The organism is Delftia sp. (genome assembly GCF_059499305.1).
Genome location: NZ_JCABYI010000022.1, coordinates 218,331 through 242,884 on the forward strand (window position 1 = coordinate 218,331; position 24,554 = coordinate 242,884).

Here is a 24,554-nt window from a genome sequence, read left to right on the forward strand (position 1 = left end):
CGCCAGGCGGTGCTGCAATGTGGCAAAAGAAAGGACATACGCGAATGACACAGCTGCAGGCGCGCACCTCGGTGCACATGGACAGGCCCGACGAAGCCATTGCCGCCATCGTCGGGCACATGCAGGAGCACGACATCACCGTGCGCCGCGAAGGCACGCGCTGGGTGGCCGACTACGAAGGCGGCCGGGGCCAGCTGTGGCTGGAGGGCCGGCAGGTGCATGCCGAGGTGGCGGCACCCGGCGTGGAGCTGCTGCAGGACATGAAGCTCATGCTGGCCCACCTGCTGCTGGAGGCCACGGGCGCCGCCGACGGCTCCCTGGCCTGGGAGGGTGACGGCGCCGCGCTGCAGCGCCCGCCGGCCTTCCGCGTGCTGCAGGTGCTGGCCGTGCACGACCTCACGCCGCACATGCGCCGCGTGCGCTTTGCCTGTGACGACATGGCGCGCTATGCGCAGGACACCCACATCCACGTCAAGCTGCTGTTCCCCCAGCCCGGCGTGACCGAGCCCCAATGGCCCACGCTGTCGGCCAGCGGCCTGCTGCGCCTGCCCGAGGGTGACATGCGCCTGGACATGCGCACGTACACCATGCGTGCGATGGGTGTGGATGGCGTGGACAGCGAGGCGGGCGGCGCCAACGGATGGATCGACGTGGACTTCGTGCTGCACGAGGACGCCGGCCCCGGGTCGGCCTGGGCCGCGCGCGCCCAGCCGGGCCAGCGCATCGGCATGACCGGCCCCGGCGGGCGCACGGCCACGCCGGCCGACTGGATGCTGCTGGCCGGCGACGACACCGGCCTGCCGGCCATGCTGCGCATCGCGGCCGCCCTGCCGGCGCATACGCGCGGCCATGTCTTCGCCGAAGTCCAGGGCCCGCAGGACGAGCAGCCCGTGCAGGCGCCCGCAGGCCTGCAATGGCACTGGCTGCACCGCGGCGCTGCCGAGGCCGGGACCACCACGCTGCTGATCGACGCGCTGCGCGCCGTGCGCTGGCCGGATGCGTTGGCCGGTCATCCCGCCAGCCGCTTCGTCTGGGCCGCTGGCGAGTTCGACACCGCCCAGGCCGTGCGCCAGTGGGCGCGCGAGGAGCGCGGGCTGGAAAAGCACGAGCAGCTGGTCGTGGCCTACTGGCGGCGGGGCATGAGCGAGTCGGATTTCAAGGCCGCGAAGTAGGCCGCCAAGTAGACCGCGAAGCAGGCCACGCAGGAGGCCGGCGCCTCAGGGGGCGCTGCGCTCCTGACGCAGCAGAAACTTCTGCAGCTTGCCTGTGGGCGTGCGCGGCAGGCTGGCCGCAAAGACGAATTCACGCGGGATCTTGTAGCGCGCCAGCCTGTCGGCCAGGAATTGCTGCAGCGCCTCGGTATCGGGCGCGGTCTCGCCGCGCAGCACCACATGGGCGATGACGGTCTCGCCCCATTCGGGGTGGGGCCGGCCCACGACGGCGACGTCGGCGACCTGGGGATGGGCCGAGATCGCATCCTCCACCTCCTTGGAATAAACGTTCTCGCCCCCTGTGATGACCATGTCCTTGGTCCGGTCCACGATGAAGAGATAGCCCGCGTCGTCCAGGCGCGCAAGATCGCCCGTGCGGTACCAGCCGCCGGGCGCGAAGGCGGCGGCCGTGGCCTGGGCGTCGTGCAGGTAGCCGTCCATCACGCTGCCGGTGCGCAGCCAGATCTCGCCGGTGTCGCCCGGGCCGGCATCCTCGCCGTCGTCGCGCACCACGCGCATGTCCACGCCGGGCAGGGCCACGCGGCCGATGGAGCCGGCCCGCTCCACCTGCTCCTCGGGGTAGAGCGTGGTGCCCGTGGGGCCGGTCTCGGTCATGCCGTAGACCTGGTAGAAGCGGTCGCTGCGGTAGGCCGTGGCCAGCTTGCGCGCCATCTCGGCGCCGATGGGGCCGCCGCCGTAGACCCAGGCGCGCACGCTGCTCAGGTCGTAGCGGGCAAAGTCCGGCAGCATCTGCAGCGGCGCGAAGTAGGAGACCGGCGCGCCGAAGTACAGCGTCACGCCCTCGTCCTGCACGGCCTGCAGGAAATGCTGCGGGTGGTACTCGCGCAGCAGCACCACGGTGCCGCCCATGTACAGCGTGCCGCCAAACCAGTTGTTGAGCGGCGAGGAATGCCAGATGGGCATGGCCATCAGCGTGCGTTCCTCGCGCGTGATGGACAGGCCCAGCGCGGCCGTGATCGCCGCCAGCGTGACGGCGCGGTGGCTCAGCAGGCAGCCCTTGGGCCGGCCCGTGGTGCCGGAGGTGTAGAGCACCTGGGCGATGTCGCCATCGGCGGGCCGCGCGCCTTCCATGGGCCTGGCGGCCGCCACCAGCGTGTCCCAGTCCTGGACACCCGGGACGGCCTCTTGCGCCTCGGTCACAAGGCGGGCGCAGGGGTGCTGCGCGGCGGCGACCACGGGCGCGAGTGCGGCGTCAAACACCAGGGCCTTGCACTGCGCGTGGCCGAGGATGTACTGCAGCTCGGGCGCCTGCAGCTTGTGGTTGACGGGCACCAGCGCGGCGCCCAGGCGCCAGGCGCCGAACAGGGCTTCGACAAAGCCCGGCGTGTTCAGGCACATCAGGGCCACGGTATCGCCCCGGCCCACGCCCTGGGCCTGGAGTACGGCGGCAGCGCGCTGCGAGCGCCGCTGCATGTCGGCATAGCTGATGGAGGCGCCGCGGTCGCGCAGAAAGGCCTTGGCAGGCGTCTTGCGCACGGCGCTGTCGAAGGCGTCGAGCAGGTTCATGTCTTGTCTCCTTGTGCTTTGTTGTGTGGCGGGCCGGCCACCGCTTCAGGCGGGCAGCGCGCGCTGCAGGATGGCGGCAATGTCCAGGCCTGCGGGATCGAAGGCGCCCGCCACCATGGCGCCCTGCTGCGCGCCCAGGCGCGTGGCGATGAAGCCGTCGGCCATGGCGGGCGGCGCATGGCGGCGCAGCAGGCAGGCCTGGGCCAGCAGCACCAGGTCCTGCACCAGGCGGCGTGCCTGGGCCTCGAGCTGGTCAGGCGGGCCGGACAGGCGCCGGGCCAGCGACTGCGCCTGCTGCAGAAGCGCGGGCTCGCCCGCCGCCGTGTCGATCAGGTCCTGCAGCAGCAGCTGCGCGCCGTCGGGCTCGCGCGAGATGGCGCGCAGCACGTCCAGGCACATGACGTTGCCCGAGCCTTCCCAGATCGAGTTCACGGGCGCCTCGCGGAACAGGCGCGCCATCACGCCCGTGTCCACATAGCCGTTGCCGCCCAGCACCTCCATGGCCTCGCCCGTCAACTCCACGCCGCGCTTGCAGACCCAGAACTTGGCCGCCGGCGTCATGATGCGTTTCCAGGCGCGCTCCAGCGGATCGCCCTCATCGCCTCCACGCTCATAGGCCTGGGCCAGGCGCATGGCGATCTGCAGCGCGGCCTCGCTTTCCAGCGCCAGGTCGGCAAGCACGCTGCGCATCAGCGGCTGCTCGGCCAGCCGCTTGCCGAAGACGCTGCGCCGGCGCGCATAGGCCAGGGCCTGCACCGTGGCCGAGCGCAGGATGGCGGCGCTGCCCAGCACGCAGTTCAGGCGCGTGTAGGTGGCCATCTCGATGATGGTGGGAATGCCCCGGCCTTCCTCGCCCATCAGGATGCCCCAGGCGTCCTCGAACTCCACCTCGCTGCTGGAGTTGCTGCGGTTGCCGACCTTGTCCTTCAGGCGCTGCACGCGCACCGCATTCTTTGTGCCGTCGGGGCGCCAGCGCGGTACGTAGAAGCAGGCCTGCCCACCGCCTTCCCCCATGCGCGCCACCACCAGGTGGGCATCGCACATGGGGGCCGAGAAGAACCACTTGTGGCCGCGCAGCAGGTACTCGCCGCCACGCCCGCCGGCGTACACCGGCATGGCCACCGTGGTGTTGGCGCGCACGTCGGAGCCGCCCTGCTTCTCGGTCATGCCCATGCCCAGCCACATCGACGCCTTGTCGGCCACGGGCAGGTCGCGCGGATCGTATTCGTGGCTGAACAGCTTGCCCTGCAGCTGCTGCCACAGCGCCGGTTCCTTTTGCAGCAGCGGGATGGCGGCCGTGGTCATGGTGGCCGGGCACAGCGTGCCCTGTTCGACCTGGCCATGCAGGTAGAAACCTGCGGCCCAGGCGCTCCAGCGGCCCGCGCTGCTGTCCTCGAAGGGCAGGGAGATCAGCCCCTGCTGCCGGTATAGTCCCAGCAGCGTGTGCCAGCTCGGGTGGAACTCCACGGCGTCGATGATGCGGCCGCGTGCGTCGAAGCGGTGCAGCTCTGGCGTGTGGCGGTTGGCCTGCTCGGCCAGCTCCCAGGTGGCGCGCTCGCCCAGCTGCTGCGCATAGCGCGACAGCGAAGGGATGTGGCGCGCAGCGCCGCTGCGCTGCAGGGCCTCGGCCAGGGCGGGGTCGGCCTCCAGCAGGTTGAAGTCGGTGAGTTCGTCGACCTGGTTCAGGACGTCGTGCGTGTTCCAGGTGTGCCCTGTCTGCAAAGTCTGGCCGGTGCTCATGCGTGTCTCCGTGATCGTGGGTCTCAACGCAAAAGTCTAGGAAAAATGCCCAGCAAAGGTGTTCGGGTTTCAAGGCAGCAGCCGCAGCCGCCCAAAGTGCGGCGCCGCCCCCTGCAATCGCGCGCGCAGGCCACCTCGCAGGCGCTGCAGGACGCCTTTGTTCGGCTTGTGATCGAGCAGGGCTACGAGCGCACCACGGTGCGCGAGGTGGCGGCCGTGGCCGGCGTGGGCCTGGGCACCTTCTACGAATACTTCGGCAACATGGACACGCTGGCGGCCATGTGCATCCACCGCCAGGTGCAGGCCCTGCATGCCCAGGGACTGCAGACGCTGCAGGGATGCGCCGGCATGGCGCCGGCCACGCGCGTGGACCGGCTGCTGGACACCTTGGTGGACGGCATTGCGCGCGAGGCGCCGATGTGGGCTGCGCTGTTCATGCTCGAGCGCAAGGTGTCCGCGCCCGAGCCCTTCCGGCGCCACTACCAGGCCTATGTGCAGCTGTGGGCCATGGCGCTGCAGGACTGCGATCCGCCGTTGCCCGAGCCGGCCCAGCCCCTGGCGCGGCTGCTGCACACGATGACCTATGGCTGGGTGTCGCAGTCGCTGCTGGCGCTGGGGCCGCAGCAGACGCCGCAGCAACTGCGCGAGCCGCTGGGCTGGGCCATTCATGCGCTGCTGCGCAAGGCGCAGGCTGCGTAGTCCCTCAGGGCCCAGGGGCCCGAGACTCAGATGCGCGGAAAGCGCAGCGTGAAGCGGGCGCCGCCCCGCTCGGAATCGTCGGCCTCCACGCTGCCGCCCTGGGACAGGGTCAGCGCCTTGACGATGGACAGGCCCAGGCCAGAACCCTCGCGGCGGCGCTTGCCGGGCACCTGGGCAAAGCGCTGGAAGGGATGGGCGCGCAGCTCGCTGGGCAGGCCGGGGCCTGCATCGCTGATGCGCAGCACGGCCCAGGCGCGGCCTTCGATATCGGACTCCACCGTGAGCGCCACGCCCAGCCAGGCGCCGCTGGCCGCATGGCGCATGGCGTTGCTGACCAGGTTGGAGAGGATCTGGCGCATGCGGTCGGCATCGGCGCGGATGTCGGTCATGCCTTCGTCGGTGGGGCCGGGCAGGGACAGGTCCAGCTGCATGCCGTGCTGCTGCAGCTGGGGGTGGAGCTGGTCCAGCGTCTCGGCCACCAGCAGGGTCAGGTCCATGCGCTGCTTTTGCAGCGAGAGCTGGCCTGCATCGGCCATGGACAGCGTGTGCAGGTCGTCCACCAGCCGGCCCAGGTGCTCGACCTGGGACAGCAGGGTGTTCAATTCGGTGTCGTCCGCCGCGATGACGCCATCGCAGATGGCATGCAGTCGCGCCTGCAGCACCGTCAGCGGCGTGCGCAGCTCATGCGAGATCGAGGCCGCCGTGGCGCGGCGCTCGGTCTCCAGCGTCTCCAGCGAATCGATCATGCGGTTGAAGGCCACCACCATCTCGGCCATCTCGCCGTGGGCCTTGCCGGGCAGGGCGCGCGCGCTGAAGTCGCCCAGCTCCACGCGCTTGGCCACCTCGACCATGGACGCCAGGGGCCGCGTCACCAGGCGAGACACCCAAAAGCCCACGGCCAGTCCGAAGGGCAGGCACACCAGCAGGCCGATGACCAGCGACCATTTCTCGCCGAACAGCAGATCGCCCGTCCAGTACTGGCCATAGATCTGCATGGCGCGCGGGCTGTCCTCCAGCGACTGGGCGTTGAGTTCGTCCAGCTCGATCTGCACGGCCGGCGGCAGGCTGTTGTAGAAGTCGCGGTACTGGATCTCGGAGAACACCAGCACGCCGATGGCCAGCAGGGCGATGGTGCTGAGCACGGTGGCCGTGATCCACAGGCCGAAGCGCACCCAGATGCGGTTGGGCCTCAGTCCCAGGGCCATAGCCGGTAGCCGATGCCACGCACGGTTTCGATCAGGCCTTCCTGGCCGGCCAGCTGCAGCTTGCGGCGCAGCTTGGACAGGTGCGAGTCGATGACGCGCTCCAGCGCATCGCTCTCGGGCAGGCAGTGCTCGATCAGGTGGGAGCGCGAGAAGCAGCGCCGGGGCTGGGCCGCCAGGCAGGCCAGCAGGCGGAACTCGGTCAGCGTCAGGGGCAGCGGCAGGGCGCGGCCCTCGTTGTCGTAGACCACGGCGCTGTGCGCCTCGGTATCGATCTCGATGGGGCCCACGCGGATGGGCGCGGGCGCCGGGTTCTTGCGCGCCTGGGTGCGTCGCAGCACGGCGCGCACGCGGGCCACGACCTCGGGCGGATTGAAGGGCTTGACCACGTAGTCGTCGGCGCCCAGGCGCAGGGCCAGCAGCTTGTCCACATCGTCGGCCAGGGCCGTGACCATGATCACGGGCGTCTGGCTGTCATCGCGGATGGCGCGCAGCACGTCGATGCCATCCATGCCGGGCAGGTGGATGTCCAGCAGCACCAGGTCGGGCCGCAGCTGGCGGAACAGCTGCAGCGCCTCCTGCCCGTCCGAGGCCATGCGCGAACGCAGCCCGTCCCGCTCGAGATAGGCCGTCAGGATGCTGGCGATGGCGGGCTCGTCTTCGACGACGAGCACGAGGGGGGTGGTTGCCGTTGGCTGTGCTGTGGAGTTCATGGGAAAGCTGGCAGGGCCAAGCGCACATTATGGTGCGATGCCCTGCGAGCCGCAGCCCTCCATATTGGCTCCACGAAGTCTGCAATCGCGCGCAAGGCTGGCGCTGTTCATTTCCTGCAGTCCCATCAGCGGCTATTGGTAGCTCATCGTGAAGGTCGCCCTGCCATAGGCCACGCCAGGTGTCACGCTGCCGGCTGTCTGCACCAGGCGCGCGCTCAGCGGAATCTTCAGGCTGTTCTGCCCCTGTGCGACCTGGCCCGCATTCCATTGGTTGGCATTGCCCAGGCTGCCGGAGTCGGGGCCGAAGCTCACGGGCACGTTGTTTCTCAGTACCTGTATGCCGACACCCCGGGCCTTGGAGTTTTGGGCCAGCGTCAGCGTGCTCGATCGGTTGGTCGCCTGGGTGGCGTCCGTCAGCGTGATGAAGGCGGTCAGGCGTGTATTGGCTTCGCCTCCCGCGCAGGTCAACTCGATGCTGAAGTCCTTGGCTGCCGTGACGGTCCCGATTCCCTTGAAATCGGCGAACGGGGCGGGGGCCATGGCCACGTCGATCTTGCCCGTGGACACCCGGCAGGTCGGCGGCCTGGGGCGGCTGCTGACGTTGACGGTGATGCCACTCGAAAAGAATACCGTGGCCAGCAAGTCACGGGCATTGCTGGTCCCAGAGTAGATTCGTGCGAAGCTGCCATTCAGGAAACCGCCAGATGTGAGTTCCCCGGTTTTCACGAGCTCGATGGTCATGTTGTTGCTTGGCAGTGAATGGAATATGCCCTGTTTCAGCATGGACCCTGAATAAGGCGCGGCTCTTTCCCACGTGATTCTCATGCCCAGGTTGGGAATGGAGGTGGAATATATTCCACCGCTTTCCGTTCCAATGCCTTCTATGTAATAAAAATCATTGTCGCAAGAAATGTGGTAGCTGCCGGCCCCGGTATTTTGCAAAGCCATTGCCCTGGAATAGACAACGCTGCCAATCGGATAATTTTCGTTGACGATGGTGGGGGTGTTGGCCGAACCCGGAAACTGGGCATTCCAGCCCTGGGAGGAGCAACGCGCCCAGGATGAAATAGGGGCCATGAAGAAAATCAAGAGGAGCGGCATGGCCAATGCATGGCGCAAGATGGCTGTGAAAGGCATGCTGTGGACTCCAGCCAGGAAGATATGGATCAATGTCCTTGGGACAGGCGGCACCGGGCGCGATATCCGGTCAATATACCGACCTGTATGCGGCATTGGAATCGGAGTGTTCTGAAAATAAACTCGGAATCATCCGAGTCCGCGGTAATCTGGCGCGGTCCGCGACTGGCTCCCGCCCGGGATGGGCAAGAGAGGCTTGCGCACGGCGCCGCGTTCTCCATGTTTCCTCCATAAAGCCTGCAACCTCGCGCAAGCTTGGCCGCGTCCAATGGCTATCCGGGGACATGGTTCCCTGGCCTCGTTTTCCCGGTCCTCCCCCTCGATCATCCCCTCCCGCCTGTCCATCCCGTGAACCACGCCGCCGCGACGCAACGCCTCTCCAGCCTGTGCCTGGGCGCCGCCCTGGCGCTGGCCGGCTGCTCATCGCCGCCCCCGGCACAGCTCGACGGCTCGGTGCCTGCGCAGTGGACACAGCCCCTGCCCGCCGCCGCGCCGGGTGCACCTGGCTCGGCCGCCGCACCCGACCTGCAGGGCTGGTGGAAGGCCTGGGGCGATGAATCCCTCAACACCCTGGTCGAGGAGGCGCTGGCCGCCAACCTCGATCTGTCCCAGGCCCAGTCGCGCCTGCGCCAGCAGCGGCTGCTGGCGGGCACGGCCGGCGCTGCCTTCCGGCCCGTGTTCACGGCCGGTGCGCGCACGCTGCAGGACATCGCAGCCATCGACTCGTATTTCCACGCCAGCATCGACGTGAGCTGGGACCTGGGCCTGTTCGGCGCCCGCGAGGCCGGCGAGCGCAATGCCGCAGCTGCCGTGCTCGATGCACGGGGCCGCCTGCAGGCAGCGCGCGTGGCCCTGGTGGCCGACGTGGTGCACCGCTACCTGGACATCCGCATGGCCCAGCGCCAGCTGGCCCTGATCGACGAGCAGGCGCAGCTGGATGCGCGTGCCCTGCAACTGGCCCAGGTGCGCCAGCAGCAGCGCCTGGGCACGGCCGAGGCCGTGCGCCAGCTGCAGCTGCAGGCCGGCCAGAGCGCTGCCCTGCGTGCGGGCCTGCGTGAAACCCAGGCCCGCAGCGCCCACATGCTGGCCGCACTGCTGGGCCGCACGCGGCCCGATGCGCAATGGCTGCAGGCCGATGCGACAGCGCCGCTGCCCGGCCCGCAGGCGCTGGGCGTGGCGGTCCTTCCGGCCGACCTGCTGCGCACGCGCCCCGACATCCAGGTGGCGCAGGCCGGCGTGGAACGCGCCGCAGCCGAGCAGGGCATTGCGCAAGCGGCGCTGTACCCGCGCTTCGTGATCGGCGGCTCGCTGCTGTATTCGTTCAACATCACCCAGAACCTGCGCACGACGCAGGACAACGCGCCCACCTTCGGGCCGCAGATCGACATTCCCCTGTTCGACTGGGGCCGCCGCCGCTCGCAGGCCGATGCCAGCGAGCTGGCGCTGCAGGCTGCCATCCAGGGCTACCGCCAGAGCGTGCTGGACGGCGTGGCCGAGGTCGAATCCGCCCTGGCCGCCATCGGTGCCCAGCGCCAGCGCATCGCCGCGCTGCAGGACTCGCAGCAGGTGCTGGCCGAGCGCGAACGCGTGCAGCACCAGCGCCAGAAGCTGGGCCTGGACAGCGAGTTCGGTGGTCTGGCGTCCCGGCGCGCCGCATTGCAGGCGCGCAGCGAGCAGACCACCGCCCTGGCCGCCCATGCCCTGGCCTATGTGGCGCTGTACAAGGCCCTGGGCGGCGCGCCGCTGCCTGCCGAGGACAGGCCGGAGGACGATTCCGGCAACGGCCCTGCGCCCGTGGCTCAGGGGGCATCCTCATGATCGCGCTGGCGCGCAAGACGCTGGTGCACGAGTGGCGCCGGTTCATTCCCTCCGTCTTCGCGGTGGGCTTCTCCGGCGTGCTGCTGGCCATGCAGGCCGCGCTGGTGCTGGGCATCTTCGGATCGGCCGCGCTGTATGTGACGGCGTCCTCGGCCGATCTGTGGATCGGCTACCCGGGCACGCAGAGCGTGAATTTCGGCCGCACCATCGGCCGCGACGTGGACATGCGCCTGCGCATGGACCCGGACATCACTGCCGTCGAGCCCTACGTCTGGGTCGATGGCGACTGGCGCTCCAGCACGCCGGCCGGCGGCGCGGCCAGCGAACACGGCGGCGGCGTGTCGGTCTACCTGTCCGGCATTGCCACCGATGATGCCTCCATGCTGTTTTCCCGCGTGCTCCAGCCCTGGCAGCGGCAGCGCCTGCGCGAACCCGGCGCCGTGATCGTGGACCGGGCCGACCTGCAGACGCTGGGCGCCAGCGAGGGCGGCGTGGCCTGGGTCAACAACCACCGCGTGCAGGTGGTGGCCGCCGTGGACGGGCTGCGCGGCCTGGGCGGCGTGAACGTGCTGGCCTCGCTGGCCACGGCGCGCGAGATTGCCGGTGACCCGGGCCAGGGCAGCACCTACTTCGTGGCGCGCGTGCGCCCCGGCGCCTCGGCCAAGGCCGTCCAGCAGCGCCTGAACCAGTCCACGCCCAGCTTCGGCCCCTACGAGGCATGGACAGCCAAGGAATTCGCGCGGCGCTCGCAGCGCTACTGGATGTTCGACACGGGCGCCGGCGCGGGCGTGCTGTTCATGGCCGTCATCGTCTGCCTGGTGGGCTCGGTGGTCACCAGCCAGTCGCTCAAGGCTGTGGTGGCTGCCTCGTCGCGCGAGTACGCCGTGCTCAACGCGCTGGGCGTGAGCCGCGCGGCCCTGGGCCGCGTGGTGGTGGAGCAGGCCTGCTGGATCGGCGGCCTGGGCTTCGTGATGGCCGCGCTGGCCAGCGCCGTGCTGCTGGCCGTGGCCACGGCCTACCGCGTGCCCGTGGCGCTGAACGCATCGGCCGTGCTGGCCTGTGCCGTGCTGGTGGCCGTGCTGTCCCTGCTGTCGGGCCTGGGCGCCATGCGCAGCCTGCTGCGCGCCGACCCGGCCACGCTGCTGCGCTGAAGACTTCCAGACACCATGAACGTGATGAATGCCTCTTCCCCCGCGCCCACGGCGGTGCCTCGCACGGCGCCCAGCCTGGAGGCCGTGCGGCTGTGCAAGTCCTTCCTGTCGGGCATGGTCAGCGTGCAGGTGCTGCAGGGCCTGTCGGTATCGCTGTACGCGGGCGAACTGAGCCTGATCTCTGGCCCATCGGGCTGCGGCAAGAGCACCCTGCTGTCGCTGATGTCGGGCCTGCAGGCGCCGGACAGCGGCTACGCCATGGCGCTGGGCGAGGACCTGGGCAAGCTGGGCACGCGGGCGCTGGAGAAGTTTCGCCTGCGCCACACGGGCTTCGTCTTCCAGGGCTTCAACCTGTTCCCGGCACTGACGGCCATCGAGCAGGTGCAGTTGCCCCTGGGCTACATGGGCCTGCGCAGCGACGAGGCCCTGCGCCGCGCGCAGCAGGCGCTGGACGAGGTCGGCCTGTCCCACCGCGCCCACATGCGCCCGGCCGAACTGTCGGGCGGCGAAAAGCAGCGCGTGGCCATTGCGCGCGCCATGGCCAAGGCGCCGCAGCTGCTGTTCGCCGACGAACCCACGAGTGCGCTGGATGCCGAAAGCGGCCAGCGCGTCATCGACATCCTGCACCGCGCGGCGCGCAACCATGGCACGACCGTGCTGTGCGTGAGCCATGACCCGCGCCTGGTGCGCCATGCCGACCGCGTGCTCGGCATGGAGGACGGCGCCATCCGCAGCGACTGGCGCCAGACCTCCCCGTTGAAGGAAAAACAATGAAGCACCCCCTGAGCGGCCTTGCCGCTTCCACTGCCGGACTGGCTGCGGCGCTGGCCGCCGCCGCGCTGCTGGCGGGCTGCGGTCCTTCGCACGATGCGCCCGCCAATGCGGGCCAGGCCAGCTCCAGGGCGCAGCAAAACGGCCCGGCGGCAGTGGCCGTGGCGCGCGGCAAGATCGAGGTGGAAGGCGGGCTGCTGGACCTGTCGCCCGCCGTGGCCGGCGTGGTGCAGCAGCTGTCCGTCAAGGAAGGCCAGTCCGTGCAGCGCGGCCAGCTGCTGCTGAGGCTGGCCGACGAGACGGGCCAGGCCGACCTGGCCGTGGCCGAGTCCGAGGCCCAGCTGGCCAAGGCCCGCCAGAAGGCACGCGCCGCGCGCCTGCCCCAGCTCAAGCAGACCCTGGCGCGCTGGCAGGCCGCAGCGCGCGAAGGCGCCGCCGATGCGCAGAACGTGGACGAGGCCGCGCAGGCGCTGCGCGATGCCCAGGCCGAGATCGACGTGGCCGCGGCCGAGGCCCAGGTGGCACAGCGCAAGCTCGAACAATTGCGCGCCCAGCACAAGCGCCAGGAACTGCGCGCGCCCGAGGCCGGCACCGTGGTGCGCCTGGCCACCCACGCGGGCAGCCAGGCCGTGCCCGGCACGCCGGCCGTGGTGCTGCTGCCGCAGCGCCCGCTGCAGGTGCGCGCCGAAATCAACGAAAGCTTCGCCGCCGCCGTGCGCGAAGGCATGCGTGCCACGGTGACGCTGGATGCCGATGGCGCCGCACAGCAGCAGCTGCCTTCGGCACGCGTGCTGCGCATCAGCCCCGTCTATGGCACGGCGCGGCTGCAGGACGACCAGCAGCGCGGGCCGGTGCGTGTCATCGAATGTGTGCTGGTCTTCGAGCAAGCTCCCGCCGCCGCCGTGCGCGTGGGCCAAAACGTAAGGGTGCAGTTCCATGAATAAGCGCATTCCCCTGTATCTGGACACCGCCGCGCCCGGCTGGATGGTGCAAAGCGATTTCGACGGCACGATCAGCCTGCTGGACGTGACCGACACCCTGCTCAACCGCTTCGGCAAGCCCGGCTGGCAGGAGCTGGAAGACGCCTGGGAGCGCGGCGAGATCGGCTCGCGCGAATGCATGAAGGGCCAGGTCGCGCTGCTGGACATGGACGAGGCCGAGCTGCGCGCCCACCTGGACACCATCGAGATCGATCCCGGCTTCGCCGGCTTCGTGGCGGCCGCCCAGGCCCACGGCATGGTGGTGCAGGTGGTCAGCGACGGCATCGACTACGCCATACGCCATGTGCTGGAGCGCCATGGCCTGGGCCATCTGCAGGTCATCGCCAACCGTCTGGTGCCGACCGGCGAGCGCAGCTGGCGCCTGGACTCGCCCTGGGCCAGCGCGCAGTGCGCGCGCGCCAGCGGCAACTGCAAGTGCGAGCGCCTGGCCGAGCAGCAGGCCCAGCATGGCCGCGTGCTCTATGTGGGCGACAGCACCTCGGACTTCTGCGTCTCGGGCCGCGCCGACTTCGTGCTGGCCAAGTACAAGCTCATCGCCCACTGCGAAAGCCGGGGCATCGCCCATGCGCCCTTCGAGCATTTCGAGCAGGCCACGGCCTTGCTCGACAAGGTCGTCCTGGGCCTGGAGGCGCTGGCATGACATACCACCCCCTGAGTCGCTTCGCGCCTTCCCGTTGCACGGCGCCCCCCAACGGGGACGATACCTTCGGTGCGGGGCGGCGCGGCCGGCCAAGGCCCTTCCTTGGTGTCTCTGGCTTCGGGGCACGCCAGTTTCATGGACAGAGGGCGACGCGCAGCGTCATGGAAAATTGACATGAATTTGAGTGATGGGCTCTCCTTGGTTCAGCGCAGCGAGCCTGCCACGGGGCTGGACAGCGTCTGCGTGACCGAGCATGAATTCGTCATGCCCGGCACGGGCGCTGCCGCGCGCACCGGCGTGCTGCTGGTGCACGGGCTCACGGGCACGCCGGCCGAGATGCGCCTGCTGGCCAAGGGGCTGAACAAGCAGGGCTTCACCGTCTATGCGGTCCAGCTGGCCGGCCATTGCGGCAGCATGGAAGATCTCGTGGACACGCGCTGGACCGACTGGCTGGCCAGCGTGGAAGGCGGCCTGCAGCGGCTGTCGCAGCATGTGGACCATGTGGTGGTCGGCGGCCTGTCCATGGGCGCCGTGCTCTCGCTGGCCGTGGCCCAGCGTCATCCCGACAAGGTGGACGGCGTCTGCGCCCTGTCCACCACCTTCCGCTACGACGGCTGGAGCATCCCCTTCTACACGCGCCTGGCCTTTTTGCTGCCGCTGTTCCGCGCGCTGGGCATTGGCCGCCGCAGCGTGTTCATGGAGCAGCCGCCCTACGGCATCAAGGACGAGGCCCTGCGCGCGCGCGTGGTCGAGCAGATGCATTCGGGCGACAGCGCGGCGGCCGGCCTGCCGGGCAATCCCTGGTGGTCCATCATCGAGCTGCGCCGCCTCTCGGCCCATGTGCTGGCGCGCCTGCCCCAGCTGCGCTCGCCCTGCCTGGTCATCCATGCGCGCAACGACGACATCTCGTCGGTGGCCAACGCCCACGACATCGTGCACGGCGCCAGCCAGGCCCATGTCGAGCTGGTGCTGCTGGACAACAGCTACCACATGGTCACCATCGACCGCGACCGCCGCACCGTGATCGCGCGCACCACCGAGTTCGTGGCGCGCATCGCCAGCGGCGCCGCCCCCCGCGAAGGCCGGGCTGTGGAGGCTGCGCCGCATGGGCAGTGATCTCTCGCCGCTGGTCATCACGCTGTGGGTGCTGAACGTGCTGGTGGACAGCGGCGGCCAGCTGGCCTTCAAGGCCGCTGCCAGCCAGCCCGGTGACCTCGACGGCCTGGCGCGCTGGCGCTTCATGGCCTCCAGGCCCTGGCTGTGGCTGGGCGTGGGCTGCTATGTGGCCGAGTTCGTGCTGTGGCTGGCCTTTCTCTCGCTGGTGCCGCTGTCCGAGGGCGTGCTGCTGGGCTCCATCAACATCGTGGCCATCATGATCGCGGGCCGGCTGCTGTTTGCCGAGAAGCTGGCACCCATGCGCGTGGCAGGCATCGTTCTGGTGTCCATAGGCGTCGCCATCGTGGGCCTGCATTGAGATGAAACAGCACCCCCTGAGTCGCTTCGCGCCTTCCCCCGTGTGCACGGCGCCCTCTCTCGCTTCGCGGGAGGGGGACGACACCCTCGGTGCGGGGCGGCCCTTCCTCGGTGTCCCTGGCTTTGGGGATCGCCAGTTTCATACGATGCGGGCGGCGCGCAGCCCCGTGAATAACTGAGATGAAACGTTTCTATTTCATTGGCTTTCTGGTGCTCATGGCCTTCGACACGCTGGCCCAGCTGAGCTTCAAGCAGGCCGGCAATGCGGCGCTGCCGCTGGAGTTCTCGGTGGACTGGCTGGCGCGCGTGTTCGGCCAGCCCTGGATCTATGGCGCCTTCGTGGGCTACATCGGCGCCTTTTTCTCGTGGATGACCTTGCTCAAGCGCGCGCCCATCGGCCCGGCCTTTGCGGCATCGCATCTGGAGATTCTTTCCGTGCTGGCGCTGTCGTACTGGCTGTTCGACGAGCGCATAGGCATGCCCCAGATCATCGGCTGCCTGTTCATCGTGGCCGGCATCGCCTGCCTGGCGGTCAGCGAGACGCAGGAGGCCGAGGGGCCCGGCGCAGACGACGACACGCCGGGCCATGCGGGCGGCAATCCGGGCGCGGGCTCGGCCAGCGCGGGCGCCGCGCATCTGGCGGCATCGGCCGAGCACGGCACGCGCCATGGCTGAACGCATGCTGCCGCCCACGGCAGGCCTGCCGCTGCGCGCGGCCGACCTGCTGCCCTGGGGCGACGCGGACCTGGCGACGGCGCTGGCACAGTGGCTGGGCGTGCCCGCCGTGCAGCTTGAATGCTCTGGCACCTCGGCGCTGATGGTGGCGCTGCAGACCCTGCGCCGCCTGGCGCCGGGCCGCAGCGAAGTCATCGCCCCCGCCTATACCTGCCCGCTGGTGGCCCTGGCCGTGGCGCACTGCGGCCTGCAACTGCGCCTGTGCGATCTGCATCCCGACACGCTGGACATGGACCCCACGCGCCTGCGCGCCCTGTGCAGCGAACGCACCCTGGCCGTGCTGCCCACGCATCTGTGCGGCCGCGTGGCCGACGTGGCCACGGCCGTGGACTGCGCGCGCGCCGTGGGCGCCTGGGTGGTGGAGGACGCGGCCCAGGCCCTGGGCGCACGCCTGCGCGGCGAGCCCGTGGGCTGGCAGGGCGATGTGGGCTTCTACAGCCTGGCCGTGGGCAAGGGCCTGACCACCTTCGAGGGCGGCGTGCTGCTGGCGCGCGACCCCGCGCTGCGCGAGGCACTGCGCGAGACACATGCAGCCAGCGTGCGCCAGGACCGGGGCTGGGAGTTGCGCCGCAGCCTGGAGCTGCTGGGCTATGCGGCGCTGTACCGCCCCGCCGGGCTGGACCTGGCCTATGGCCGCCCCCTGCGCGATGCGCTGTCGCGCAGCGACTGGGTGCAGGCCGCCGGCGATGATTTCGACGACGCCATTGCCCGCCATGAACTGGGCACCTGGCGCCGCCGCGTGGGCCGGCGCGCACTGGCGCGGCTGGCGGACTTCCAGCAGCAACTGCAGCGCCAGGCGCGTGAGCGCGGCGCCTGGCTGTCGGCCATCGATGGCATCGAGGTGGTGGGCGACACCGTGCCGGGCGCGCAAGGCGTCTGGCCCGTGCTGCTGCTGCGCCTGCGCGATGCCGCCACGCGCGATGCGCTGCTGCGCGCGCAATGGGGGCGGGGCTGGGGTTTGTCGCTGCCCTTCGTGCATGTGCTGCCCGACTATGGCCGCTACGACCATGTGCTGGGCCTGGCACGCCAGGACGTGGTGGACCAGGGGCGCGACTGGGCGCAGCGCCTGGTGGCCGTGGGCAACAGCCTGTGGTTCGACGACGCGCGCTTTGGCGATCTGGTCCAGGTGCTGGAAAGCGCCACGAAGCAGGCCGCCGCCTGACCTCGCAGCCCCGGTCGCCGCAGCCCCGGTGGGGCCTCAGCCGGCCTGCTGCAGACGCTCCACCAGGCGCTCGTTGAACGCATGCTGGCCCAGTTGCCAGGTGGCCAGCGTCTGCGCGCCGATCTGCGTGTCCTGGCCGTCACCCGCGCTCATCCAGCGCTTCCACCAGGTCGCGTAGCGCCAGGAAGACACATCGCCCGTGATGTCGCTGCCCACGATCTGGCCGGACAGCGCGCCAATGATGTCCATGGCTTCGCTCTCCAGCATGCGGCCCTGGTCCCAGTTGGTGCGCACCACCTCGGGCGCGAACACGTCCTTGTCGATGCTCAGGTAGGTGGGCTGGGCCTGCTCGCGCAGCATGCGCGCCAGCGTGCGCGACAGCTCGGCCACGCTGGCAAAGCTGCGAAAGGCCGAGTCCACGCCCAGGCGGCGCGCCCAGCCCGTGTCCACGCCCGCGCTCCAGTAGCTCAGGCGGCCGGCGCGCAGCGGCGTGAGGTAGTTCTCCCAGGCGTGCGCGCGGCCAATGTCGCCGGAGGTGATGCCGGCCACGTGCACATGCGAGACGGCCGGATGCAGGGCCACGCGGCGCACCCAGGAGCCGCAGTGCACGCCCCAGGGAAAGCGCATGTTGTCGGGGTGGTTGTCCAGCACGACCACGCGCAGCGGCCGGCCTGAGGACAGGGCCCGCGCCGCGATGCAGCGCTCGATCAGCGGCCAGCTCAGATGGTGGAAGTCGCCGCTGCCCATGAGGGCCGTGCCATGCGCGGCGGGCAGCTGTGCATCGAGCGCCGCGCGGAACCGCGCGAAGCGCCGCAGGCCGCAGCCGAAGCGCACCTGCTCCTGCCAGTGCTGCAGCGGCAGGCGCAGCTCGCCGGGCAAGGAACCCACCGAGCCATCCACATCCAGCACGACCGGCTGGGCATTCAGTTCTGTTCGCTCCATTGGCGATCGCTTTCGAAGTGGCCGGCAAAGCGCCGGCCCAGTGCGCGCAGCAGCGGGTTGCGGATGAAGACCGCATGCTGCGTGAAGGTGAAGCTGGCGCCCAGCTGGGCCTTGACCTCGGGATCGGTCCAGCCGGCCACGTAGTGGCTCAGGCCGCGTTCGATGGCGTATTCGAGGTTGACCATCCAGCTCACGAAGTAGAGGTTGGCCTCGCGTGCGGCCGGGTAGGACAGGCCGATGTACTTGTCGATCAGCTTGCCGCCGTGCTCGAAGCACAGGTTCCAGCCCAGCAGCGCGCCGGGCGCGCCGTCGTCCTGCAGCGCGCGGTACTCGAAGACGAGGCCGCCGTTGCCTGCATCGCGCAGCACGGCCGCGAAGAAATCGCGCGTGAGCCTGTCGAAGTGGATCTCGCTTTGCGCATACACCGCATCGAACAGCGCGTAGTAGGCATCGACGCAGGCGTCATCGGCAAAGGCCGCGCCCGTGGGAATGCGCTGCACCTGCAGCTGCGCGCGGCTTTTGAGCTTGCGGCGCAGGTTCTGGCGGCGGCTCCTGGACAGGCGCGCAAGGTACTCGTCCAGGCTGGAGAAGTCGATGGGCACATGTGCCAGGGCCTGGCCTTCGACCAGGAAGAAGCCCGCATCGGCCAGGGCCTGCGCCAGCGCCCGTGCATGGGCGTTGTCGGCGTCCGGCAGCAGCGGGGAATCCTGGGGCAGGTCCTTGACGATGGTCAGCATGCGCCGGCCTGCGCGCGCACGCAGCGCGGCAGCCTGCTGGGCGGCAGGGATGCCCATGGGCAGCACGGCGTACTCGCTGACCGTGGTGCCCACGAAATCGGTGGACAGGCGCAGCCGGCGCGACAGCCAGCCGCCACCGGGCAACGACAAAAGACGCGCCTTGAGCGCGTCGTCCGCCGTGGTCAGAAGATCGAAGGGCGCCGTGAAGGCCGGCGCCGGCCAGTCCTGCAGCAGTGCGAAGCCCTCGGGAGGATGGGCTGCGAACTGCGCGAGCAGGCCTGGGGGTTCGAGCTGGTTGTGCAGGCGCTCTGCGGGCATCGCGCCTTCAGGCCGCCTTGGCTTTCGTGAGCAACTGGTCCAGCAGGACCATGGCCTCGTCGATCTCGGGGCGCGAGATCATCAGCGAGGGCGCGAAGGTGATCACGTTCTTGTAGTAGCCGCCCACGTCCAGCACCAGGCCGCGCTTGCTGCCCTTGTATTCCAGGCCGCCTTCGAGTCCGATGTCCACCATCTTGTCCAGCAGCGCCTTGTTGGGCGTGAAGCCGTCCTCGGTGCAGATCTCGGCGCGCAGCGCCAGGCCCAGGCCGTCCACATCGCCGATTTCCTTGTGGCGCCTTTGCAGCTCCTTGAGGCCTTCGAGGAAGTAGGCGCCCGATTCGCGCACCTGGCGGCCGAAGTCCATCTCGTGGGTCATCTTCATGACTTCCAGGCCCAGGGCCGTGCCCAGCGGGTTGGAGGCGAAGGTGGAGTGCGTCGATCCCGGCGGGAAGATGGTGGGGTTGATCAGCTCCTCGCGCGCCCACAGGCCCGACAGGGCGTTGAGGCCGTTGGTCAGCGCCTTGGCGAAGACCAGCACGTCGGGCTTGACGCCGAAGTTCTCCACCGACCACAGCGTGCCGGTGCGCCAGAAGCCCATCTGGATTTCATCGACCACCATCAGCACGCCGTGGTCGTCCAGCACCTTCTTGAGGCCCTTGAAGAAGTTGGGCGGCGGCACGACGTAGCCGCCCGTGCCCTGGATGGGCTCCACGTAGAAGGCCGCGTACTCGCACTGGTTGGTCTTGGGGTCCCAGATGGCGTGGTATTCGTTCTCGAACTTGCGCGCGAACTCCCGGACGATGGAGTCCGCGTATTCCTCCGACGTCATGCCCTTGGGGCGGCGGAACGGGTAGGGGAAGGGGATGAACTGCGCGCGGTCGCCGAAGTGGCCGTAGCGGCGGCGGTAGCGGTAGCTGGAGGTGATGCTGGAGGCGCCCAGCGTGCGGCCGTGGTAGCCGCCCTCGAAGGCGAACATCAGGCTCTTGCCGCCGCTGGCATTGCGCACGACCTTGAGCGAGTCCTCGATGGCCTGGGCGCCGCCCACGTTGAAGTGCACGCGGCCGGCATGGCCCCACTTGCGCTCCGCATCCTGGGCGATGAACTTGGCCAGCTCGATCTTGGTGGGGTGCAGGTACTGGCTGGCGACCTGGGGCAGGGTCTGCAGCTGCTCGATCATCTTCTGCTCGAGGCGCTTGTTCTTGTAGCCGAAGTTCACGGCCGAATACCACATCTGCAGATCGAGGTAGGGCGTGCCGGCCTCGTCGTACATGTAGCTGCCTTCGCAGCCCGAAAAGATCTTGGGGGGATTGACGTAGTGGACGGTATCCCCGAACGAGCAGTACTTGGCTTCGTCGGCCAGGAGTTGGGCGTTATTGGTCACAGCAAAGGGCTCCAGATATTCAGCCGCCGCAGTGTGAGCGGGCAATCTTGCTGCGCTGTCGAGTCTTTGTGTGGGGTTTGTGGAGGAGGTCCGCGCGGGACCGTGATCTGCCCCTGTGACGTAAATGATACAAAACAAATGATAATCATTATCAATTGATGGGAGAATCGCGGAAAGCCAGCAGGAAGAAATCACACCCGGGGGAATCAATGGTCTCGCAAGAGCACTCCGCGAAGAGGTCGGCAGCTAGCCAGCAACCCTCGTTCCCCGATTCCTGCCATGGCTCCATCTTCACGCTCCTGCGCCCCTGTCTCCCTTTTCTGGAATCCCTGCGCTGCGCCGGCCTTGCGGCCCAGCCTGCTGGCCGTGGCCGTGCAGGCCGCCGTGATCGGTCTGGCCACGTCCGGCGCCTGGGCCCAGCCCCGGCCTCGGGCCCTGGACGATGAGGCCCGGCTGATGGCGCAGGCACCCACCAAGGCACTGGCCCAGGTCGACGTGGTCGACACGGCCGAGCCCGCGCAGCGAACCCCGGGCGCCTCCACCACCGTCAGCGGCCCGGCGCTGGAGCAGGCCGGCAGCATGGCCGACGTGGTGCGCTACCAGCCCCTGGTCTCAGCGCCCGGCACGGCCTCGGGCACCAGCCGCAACCGCAGCAGCTTCGACCGCTCGGGCACCACGGGCTACAACATCCGCGGCATCGAGGGCAACCGCATCGGCATGGATGTGGACGGCGTCGAGATGCCCGACGCCACCACGCGCCCCTATGTGAGCCGTGTCGGTGCCAACACCTTCGGCGTGGGCCGCGACTTCATCGACCCCGAGATGTTCTCGGCCGTGGACATCCTCTCCGGCACCACCACGGCGCGGCGCGCGGCCGGTGGCATCGGCGGCTCGGTGGGCTTTCGCACCAAGTCCGCCGAGGACTACCTGGTGGGCGGCAAGACCTCCTACCTGGGCGGCAAGATCGGCCACGACACGGCCGACCGCTCCTGGAACGAGAGCTTCACGGCCGCTGGCCGCTCGGGCGACCTCGACGGCCTGATCGCCTACTCGCGCCGCGACGGCCACGAGACGCGCAACCACAGCGCCATCGTCAACAGCTATCCCGACGACTGGAACTCCAACGCCCTGCTGCTCAAGGGCGGCCTGCGCATCAACCCGGCCCACCGCCTGGTGCTGTCGGCCGACCTGTACCGCCGCAAGAACGACACCTCCTTCCACGGCTGGGACACCACCAACACCAGCATCACCGAAAGCTCGCGCCAGAACAGCGACACCAGCCGCAACACGCTGCAGCTGCAGCACCTGTGGACACCGGCCGGCGCCTGGGTGGACCAGCTGGACACGCGGCTGTACTTCCAGAACACGGACACCAACGACGTCACCGACACCACCACGCTGGCCACGGGCGCCAAGGTGCACAACGTCTCGGGCAACGAGACGCGCACCTGGGGTTTCTCGAGCACGGGCGACAAGCGCATCGACCGCCACCGCCTGAGCTTTGGCGTCAATGCATCGACACAGGACACGGAGCGGCCGTGGAACGTTTTCGCTACCGGCACGCCCGTTATGAAGCCCCAGCCCGACACCACCACCCGCCGCTACGGCGCCTTCCTGCAGGACGAGATCAGCTTCCAGGCCGGCGGCCGCCGCCTGGCGCTGATTCCCGCGCTGCGCGTGGACCGCGTGGAGATCAAGACACGCGACCTGGACAACTTCGTCTCGGGCGTGCTCACGGCCGCCGATGTGGAAAAGATTTACGGCGGCACGCGCGGCAACACCATCCTCAGCCCCAGCCTCGCCCTGGTCTATGACCTCACGCCCACGTTCAGCGCCTATGCCCAGTTCAAGCGCAGCGGGCGAGAGCCCTCGGCCGGCGAGATCTTCGGCTCGTGGAACATGGCCAGCAACTACAACGCGGCAGGCCAGTACGCCCTGGTCGGCAACCCCAACCTGAAGGAGGAAAGCAGCAATGCCTTCGACTTCGGCCTCAAGGGTTCGCCCACGCCGGGCGTGACCTTCAACAGCTCGGTCTTCTATACCAGGTACTCCGACTTCATCGCCTACACGCGCTACCTGCGCGCGGGCCGTCCCGACCTGTTCGTCAACGTGCCCGCCCACATCGGCACCATCTACCAGGCCGAGAACCGCGACAGCGCAAAGATCTACGGCTTCGAGGCCAGCGCGCGCCTGGACCACGGCCAGTGGATGCCCGCCGCCAGGGGCCTGTACTCCACCTGGGCGCTGGGCATCAGCCGCGGCACCTCCAAGTCCTACTACGCAGGCGACAAGGATGTGCCGCTGGACAGCGTGCTGCCGCGCAAGGCCATCGTCGGCGTGGGCTATGACGCACCCGCCCGGCAATGGGGCCTGAACCTGACCGGCACCTTCGTCGCGGGCAAGCAGGCCGTGGCCACCAACCGCGACAGCTACCTGAACGCGGGCACCGGCCTGACCGACCCGACCACCGAGCTGTTCCGCGTGCCCGGCCATGCCATCTTCGACCTGGCCGGCTACTGGCAGGTCGCAAAGAACGTGCGCCTGAACGCCGGCATCTACAACCTGGGCGACAAGCGCTACTGGGACTATTCCAGCACCCGCAGCCTGCAGCCCGGCGTGGCGCGCGACCGCCGCGACATCGAGCTGCTGAGCAACCCGGGCCGCACCTTCGCCGTGTCCATGAACGTTGCGTTCTGAGCACCCTGCGCACCATGCCATTGCATCCACGCCACCTTCACTTGCCGCGTGGCGCGGATCCGAGGAGTTTCTCCAGGGGCCGGCCGGCCTTCCCTACAGCGGCGGTGTCGGCCGGAAAGCCTCCACCACCATCGCAGCCGCCGCTGTATCTGCCTACTTCAGGAGTCGTTTCATGATCGAGTTCTCTCTGTCCCACCGCATGCTGGCCGCTGCCGGCCTGGCGGCCCTGCTCACCGCCTGCGCATCGCCCACGGCACCGTCCGCCAGCGGCCCGGCCCAGCCTGCGGGCGGGCATGGCCAGTCTGCCTTCATGGGCAGCTACGACGCCAACCGTGATGGCGTGGTCACGCGCCAGGAGTACGACACCGTGCGCAAGCAGCGCTTCCTGGCCGGCGACACCAATGGCGACGGCTGGCTCAGCGAGAAGGAGTACGTGGCCGAGTTCGAGGCCCGCCTCAAGCAGCAGTACGCGGGCCGCCAGCCCGACGAGCGCTATGCCCAGTCCATGAAGCAGGCCCATGTGCGCTTCGGCATCGTGGACAGGAACCGCGACGGCAAATACACCGTGGAAGAAGACATGGCCATCGCCGAACGCAGCTTCAAGGAAGCCGACGTCAATGCCGATGGCGTCGTGGACAAGAACGACGTCAAGAAGCCCTGAGCGGACATGGCCAAAACCCCATCCAAGCGATTGGCCTGGTGGCTGCCGCTGCTGTCGGCCGTGTGCATCTCCGCCCAGGCCCACACGCCCTACCTGCTGCCCACCAGCTTCGAGGCTTCGCCCCGGGCCGTCATCAGCGTGGACGCCAGCTTCGCCGACAAGTTCTTCATCCCCGAAGTGGCTTTTGGCGAAACGCGCTTCGCCGTGACGGCGCCCGACGGCTCGGTCACGCCCATGGCCGATGTGCGCCAGTTCAAGACCCGCACCGTGGCCGAGCACCAATTGCCCGACGAGAAAGGCACCTACCGCGTGAGCACCGGCCCGCGCCTGGGCGCCGTCTTCCGTTCGTGGGAGCGCAACGGCAAGGTGGAGACGGCGCGTGATCCCGCCACTCCCACGCCGGCCGATGCCAGGCTGCTGAGCCACTACCAGTCGCTGTCGGTCTCCGAGACCTACATCACGGTGGGCAAGCCCAGCCGGGCCGCGCTCGCGCCCTCAGGCAAGGGCCTGGAGATCGTGCCCGTAACGCATCCGGCCGACCTGTTCGCGGGCGAGAAGTTCGACTTCACCGTGCAATACGACGGCAGGCCGCTGGCCGCGCAGAAGGTGGAAATCTTCCGCTCGGCCATGGACCTGGCCAGCCAGCACAGCGTGGATGCACTGACCACCGATGGCGAGGGCCGCATCTCCTACGCCCTGCCCAAGTCCGGCATCTACCTGGCCCTGGTGCGCTACCGCGCCGACGCCCCCGCCGGCGCCGCCGCGCCGCAGTACGGCAACAACTACACGCTGACCTTCAGGGTGCTGGCGCAGTAAGGGGTTCCGGTTTCACGAAAAA

Annotated in this window: 22 protein-coding genes; 14 read left to right on the forward strand and 8 right to left on the reverse strand. The window is 69.2% G+C overall.

The features are described 5' to 3' along the window. Positions 1-44 precede the first annotated feature (44 nt). Positions 45-1,172: a siderophore-interacting protein gene (locus AC5I49_RS13595; RefSeq protein ID WP_495789503.1), complete on the forward strand. Its 1,128-nt coding sequence runs from the start codon at positions 45-47 to the stop codon at positions 1,170-1,172. A gap of 45 nt (positions 1,173-1,217) precedes the next feature. Here the strand turns inward: AC5I49_RS13595 and AC5I49_RS13600 are convergent, their stop codons facing one another. Beyond that, the gene (locus tag AC5I49_RS13600) at positions 1,218-2,738 is read right to left on the reverse strand and encodes a class I adenylate-forming enzyme family protein (protein WP_043789465.1); all 1,521 of its coding nucleotides are present in this window, start codon (positions 2,736-2,738) and stop codon (positions 1,218-1,220) included. Between the two features lie 45 nt (positions 2,739-2,783). Beyond that, entirely contained in the window at positions 2,784-4,478 is a 1,695-nt protein-coding gene (locus tag AC5I49_RS13605) for an acyl-CoA dehydrogenase family protein (protein ID WP_495789504.1), read from the reverse strand. 45 nt (positions 4,479-4,523) lie between these two features. Between AC5I49_RS13605 and AC5I49_RS13610 the strand changes: the two genes are divergently transcribed. Then, positions 4,524-5,177, forward strand: a complete 654-nt coding sequence (locus AC5I49_RS13610; RefSeq protein WP_016452241.1) for a TetR/AcrR family transcriptional regulator — start codon at positions 4,524-4,526, stop codon at positions 5,175-5,177. A gap of 26 nt (positions 5,178-5,203) precedes the next feature. Here AC5I49_RS13610 and AC5I49_RS13615 read toward each other — a convergent pair whose 3' ends face one another. The 3 genes from AC5I49_RS13615 to AC5I49_RS13625 all read right to left on the reverse strand — a co-directional run bounded on the left by AC5I49_RS13615 (position 5,204) and on the right by AC5I49_RS13625 (position 8,229). Continuing rightward, a complete protein-coding gene (locus tag AC5I49_RS13615) occupies positions 5,204-6,382 on the reverse strand; it encodes a sensor histidine kinase (protein WP_043789461.1) in 1,179 nt (392 codons plus the stop codon). Further along, positions 6,367-7,092: a response regulator gene (locus AC5I49_RS13620; RefSeq protein WP_016447358.1), complete on the reverse strand. Its 726-nt coding sequence runs from the start codon at positions 7,090-7,092 to the stop codon at positions 6,367-6,369. Before AC5I49_RS13620 ends, AC5I49_RS13615 begins: the two co-directional genes overlap by 16 nt. Before the next feature lie 132 nt (positions 7,093-7,224). Continuing rightward, entirely contained in the window at positions 7,225-8,229 is a 1,005-nt protein-coding gene (locus AC5I49_RS13625; protein WP_209670468.1) for a fimbrial protein, read from the reverse strand. Positions 8,230-8,577: 348 nt separating this feature from the next. Between AC5I49_RS13625 and AC5I49_RS13630 the strand changes: the two genes are divergently transcribed. The 9 genes from AC5I49_RS13630 (at position 8,578) to AC5I49_RS13670 (ending at position 16,980) form a co-directional block, all read left to right on the forward strand. Then, entirely contained in the window at positions 8,578-10,047 is a 1,470-nt protein-coding gene (locus AC5I49_RS13630; protein ID WP_046982603.1) for an efflux transporter outer membrane subunit, read from the forward strand. Further along, positions 10,044-11,198: an ABC transporter permease gene (locus tag AC5I49_RS13635; protein WP_016447361.1), complete on the forward strand. Its 1,155-nt coding sequence runs from the start codon at positions 10,044-10,046 to the stop codon at positions 11,196-11,198. The genes AC5I49_RS13630 and AC5I49_RS13635 overlap by 4 nt, the downstream gene beginning before the upstream one ends. 15 nt (positions 11,199-11,213) lie before the next feature. Further along, a complete protein-coding gene (locus AC5I49_RS13640; protein ID WP_016447362.1) occupies positions 11,214-11,972 on the forward strand; it encodes an ABC transporter ATP-binding protein in 759 nt (252 codons plus the stop codon). Beyond that, a complete protein-coding gene (locus AC5I49_RS13645; RefSeq protein WP_392413295.1) occupies positions 11,969-12,913 on the forward strand; it encodes an HlyD family secretion protein in 945 nt (314 codons plus the stop codon). The genes AC5I49_RS13640 and AC5I49_RS13645 overlap by 4 nt, the downstream gene beginning before the upstream one ends. Beyond that, positions 12,906-13,610 carry an MtnX-like HAD-IB family phosphatase gene (locus AC5I49_RS13650; RefSeq protein WP_016452236.1) on the forward strand — a complete coding sequence of 235 codons (705 nt, stop codon included), beginning with the start codon at positions 12,906-12,908 and terminating at the stop codon, positions 13,608-13,610. The genes AC5I49_RS13645 and AC5I49_RS13650 overlap by 8 nt, the downstream gene beginning before the upstream one ends. A 174-nt stretch (positions 13,611-13,784) precedes the next feature. Further along, positions 13,785-14,726, forward strand: a complete 942-nt coding sequence (locus AC5I49_RS13655) for an alpha/beta hydrolase (protein ID WP_016447365.1) — start codon at positions 13,785-13,787, stop codon at positions 14,724-14,726. Continuing rightward, on the forward strand, positions 14,716-15,084 hold the full coding sequence (locus tag AC5I49_RS13660) for a DMT family transporter (RefSeq protein WP_012202070.1): 369 nt from the start codon (positions 14,716-14,718) through the stop codon (positions 15,082-15,084). The genes AC5I49_RS13655 and AC5I49_RS13660 overlap by 11 nt, the downstream gene beginning before the upstream one ends. Positions 15,085-15,263: 179 nt before the next feature. After that, on the forward strand, positions 15,264-15,758 hold the full coding sequence (locus AC5I49_RS13665) for a DMT family transporter (protein WP_016447366.1): 495 nt from the start codon (positions 15,264-15,266) through the stop codon (positions 15,756-15,758). Then, positions 15,751-16,980, forward strand: coding sequence for a DegT/DnrJ/EryC1/StrS family aminotransferase (locus tag AC5I49_RS13670; RefSeq protein ID WP_061287505.1), 1,230 nt, complete (start codon positions 15,751-15,753; stop codon positions 16,978-16,980). Before AC5I49_RS13665 ends, AC5I49_RS13670 begins: the two co-directional genes overlap by 8 nt. 36 nt (positions 16,981-17,016) lie before the next feature. Here the strand turns inward: AC5I49_RS13670 and AC5I49_RS13675 are convergent, their stop codons facing one another. The 3 genes from AC5I49_RS13675 to AC5I49_RS13685 are packed head-to-tail and all read right to left on the reverse strand — an operon-like array spanning position 17,017 to position 20,358. Further along, positions 17,017-17,922, reverse strand: a complete 906-nt coding sequence (locus tag AC5I49_RS13675) for an arginase family protein (RefSeq protein ID WP_016447368.1) — start codon at positions 17,920-17,922, stop codon at positions 17,017-17,019. Further along, the gene (locus AC5I49_RS13680; protein ID WP_495789505.1) at positions 17,904-18,977 is read right to left on the reverse strand and encodes a GNAT family N-acetyltransferase; all 1,074 of its coding nucleotides are present in this window, start codon (positions 18,975-18,977) and stop codon (positions 17,904-17,906) included. Before AC5I49_RS13680 ends, AC5I49_RS13675 begins: the two co-directional genes overlap by 19 nt. A 7-nt stretch (positions 18,978-18,984) precedes the next feature. Beyond that, positions 18,985-20,358 carry an aspartate aminotransferase family protein gene (locus AC5I49_RS13685; RefSeq protein WP_277849197.1) on the reverse strand — a complete coding sequence of 458 codons (1,374 nt, stop codon included), beginning with the start codon at positions 20,356-20,358 and terminating at the stop codon, positions 18,985-18,987. A 279-nt stretch (positions 20,359-20,637) separates the two neighbouring features. On the opposite strand from AC5I49_RS13685, the gene AC5I49_RS13690 reads away from it, so the two are divergent. From AC5I49_RS13690 to AC5I49_RS13700, 3 genes are all read left to right on the forward strand, one after another. Further along, entirely contained in the window at positions 20,638-23,055 is a 2,418-nt protein-coding gene (locus tag AC5I49_RS13690; RefSeq protein ID WP_495789506.1) for a TonB-dependent hemoglobin/transferrin/lactoferrin family receptor, read from the forward strand. A 172-nt stretch (positions 23,056-23,227) separates the two neighbouring features. Continuing rightward, the gene (locus AC5I49_RS13695; protein WP_495789507.1) at positions 23,228-23,716 is read left to right on the forward strand and encodes an EF-hand domain-containing protein; all 489 of its coding nucleotides are present in this window, start codon (positions 23,228-23,230) and stop codon (positions 23,714-23,716) included. A 6-nt stretch (positions 23,717-23,722) separates the two neighbouring features. Continuing rightward, positions 23,723-24,532, forward strand: coding sequence for a DUF4198 domain-containing protein (locus AC5I49_RS13700; RefSeq protein ID WP_495789508.1), 810 nt, complete (start codon positions 23,723-23,725; stop codon positions 24,530-24,532). Positions 24,533-24,554: the final 22 nt, after the last annotated feature.

Excerpts from the sequence above, each read along its gene's own strand:
- AC5I49_RS13595 (WP_495789503.1), top strand. The coding sequence starts at position 45 with ATGACACAGCTGCAGGCGCGCACCTCGGTGCACATGGACAGGCCCGAC.
- AC5I49_RS13600 (WP_043789465.1), bottom strand. The coding sequence starts at position 2,738 with ATGAACCTGCTCGACGCCTTCGACAGCGCCGTGCGCAAGACGCCTGCC.
- AC5I49_RS13605 (WP_495789504.1), bottom strand. The coding sequence starts at position 4,478 with ATGAGCACCGGCCAGACTTTGCAGACAGGGCACACCTGGAACACGCAC.
- AC5I49_RS13610 (WP_016452241.1), top strand. The coding sequence starts at position 4,524 with ATGCCCAGCAAAGGTGTTCGGGTTTCAAGGCAGCAGCCGCAGCCGCCC.
- AC5I49_RS13615 (WP_043789461.1), bottom strand. The coding sequence starts at position 6,382 with ATGGCCCTGGGACTGAGGCCCAACCGCATCTGGGTGCGCTTCGGCCTG.
- AC5I49_RS13620 (WP_016447358.1), bottom strand. The coding sequence starts at position 7,092 with ATGAACTCCACAGCACAGCCAACGGCAACCACCCCCCTCGTGCTCGTC.
- AC5I49_RS13625 (WP_209670468.1), bottom strand. The coding sequence starts at position 8,229 with ATGCCTTTCACAGCCATCTTGCGCCATGCATTGGCCATGCCGCTCCTC.
- AC5I49_RS13635 (WP_016447361.1), top strand. The coding sequence starts at position 10,044 with ATGATCGCGCTGGCGCGCAAGACGCTGGTGCACGAGTGGCGCCGGTTC.
- AC5I49_RS13640 (WP_016447362.1), top strand. The coding sequence starts at position 11,214 with ATGAACGTGATGAATGCCTCTTCCCCCGCGCCCACGGCGGTGCCTCGC.
- AC5I49_RS13645 (WP_392413295.1), top strand. The coding sequence starts at position 11,969 with ATGAAGCACCCCCTGAGCGGCCTTGCCGCTTCCACTGCCGGACTGGCT.
- AC5I49_RS13650 (WP_016452236.1), top strand. The coding sequence starts at position 12,906 with ATGAATAAGCGCATTCCCCTGTATCTGGACACCGCCGCGCCCGGCTGG.
- AC5I49_RS13655 (WP_016447365.1), top strand. The coding sequence starts at position 13,785 with ATGAATTTGAGTGATGGGCTCTCCTTGGTTCAGCGCAGCGAGCCTGCC.
- AC5I49_RS13660 (WP_012202070.1), top strand. The coding sequence starts at position 14,716 with ATGGGCAGTGATCTCTCGCCGCTGGTCATCACGCTGTGGGTGCTGAAC.
- AC5I49_RS13665 (WP_016447366.1), top strand. The coding sequence starts at position 15,264 with ATGAAACGTTTCTATTTCATTGGCTTTCTGGTGCTCATGGCCTTCGAC.
- AC5I49_RS13670 (WP_061287505.1), top strand. The coding sequence starts at position 15,751 with ATGGCTGAACGCATGCTGCCGCCCACGGCAGGCCTGCCGCTGCGCGCG.
- AC5I49_RS13675 (WP_016447368.1), bottom strand. The coding sequence starts at position 17,922 with ATGGAGCGAACAGAACTGAATGCCCAGCCGGTCGTGCTGGATGTGGAT.
- AC5I49_RS13680 (WP_495789505.1), bottom strand. The coding sequence starts at position 18,977 with ATGCCCGCAGAGCGCCTGCACAACCAGCTCGAACCCCCAGGCCTGCTC.
- AC5I49_RS13690 (WP_495789506.1), top strand. The coding sequence starts at position 20,638 with ATGGCTCCATCTTCACGCTCCTGCGCCCCTGTCTCCCTTTTCTGGAAT.
- AC5I49_RS13695 (WP_495789507.1), top strand. The coding sequence starts at position 23,228 with ATGATCGAGTTCTCTCTGTCCCACCGCATGCTGGCCGCTGCCGGCCTG.
- AC5I49_RS13700 (WP_495789508.1), top strand. The coding sequence starts at position 23,723 with ATGGCCAAAACCCCATCCAAGCGATTGGCCTGGTGGCTGCCGCTGCTG.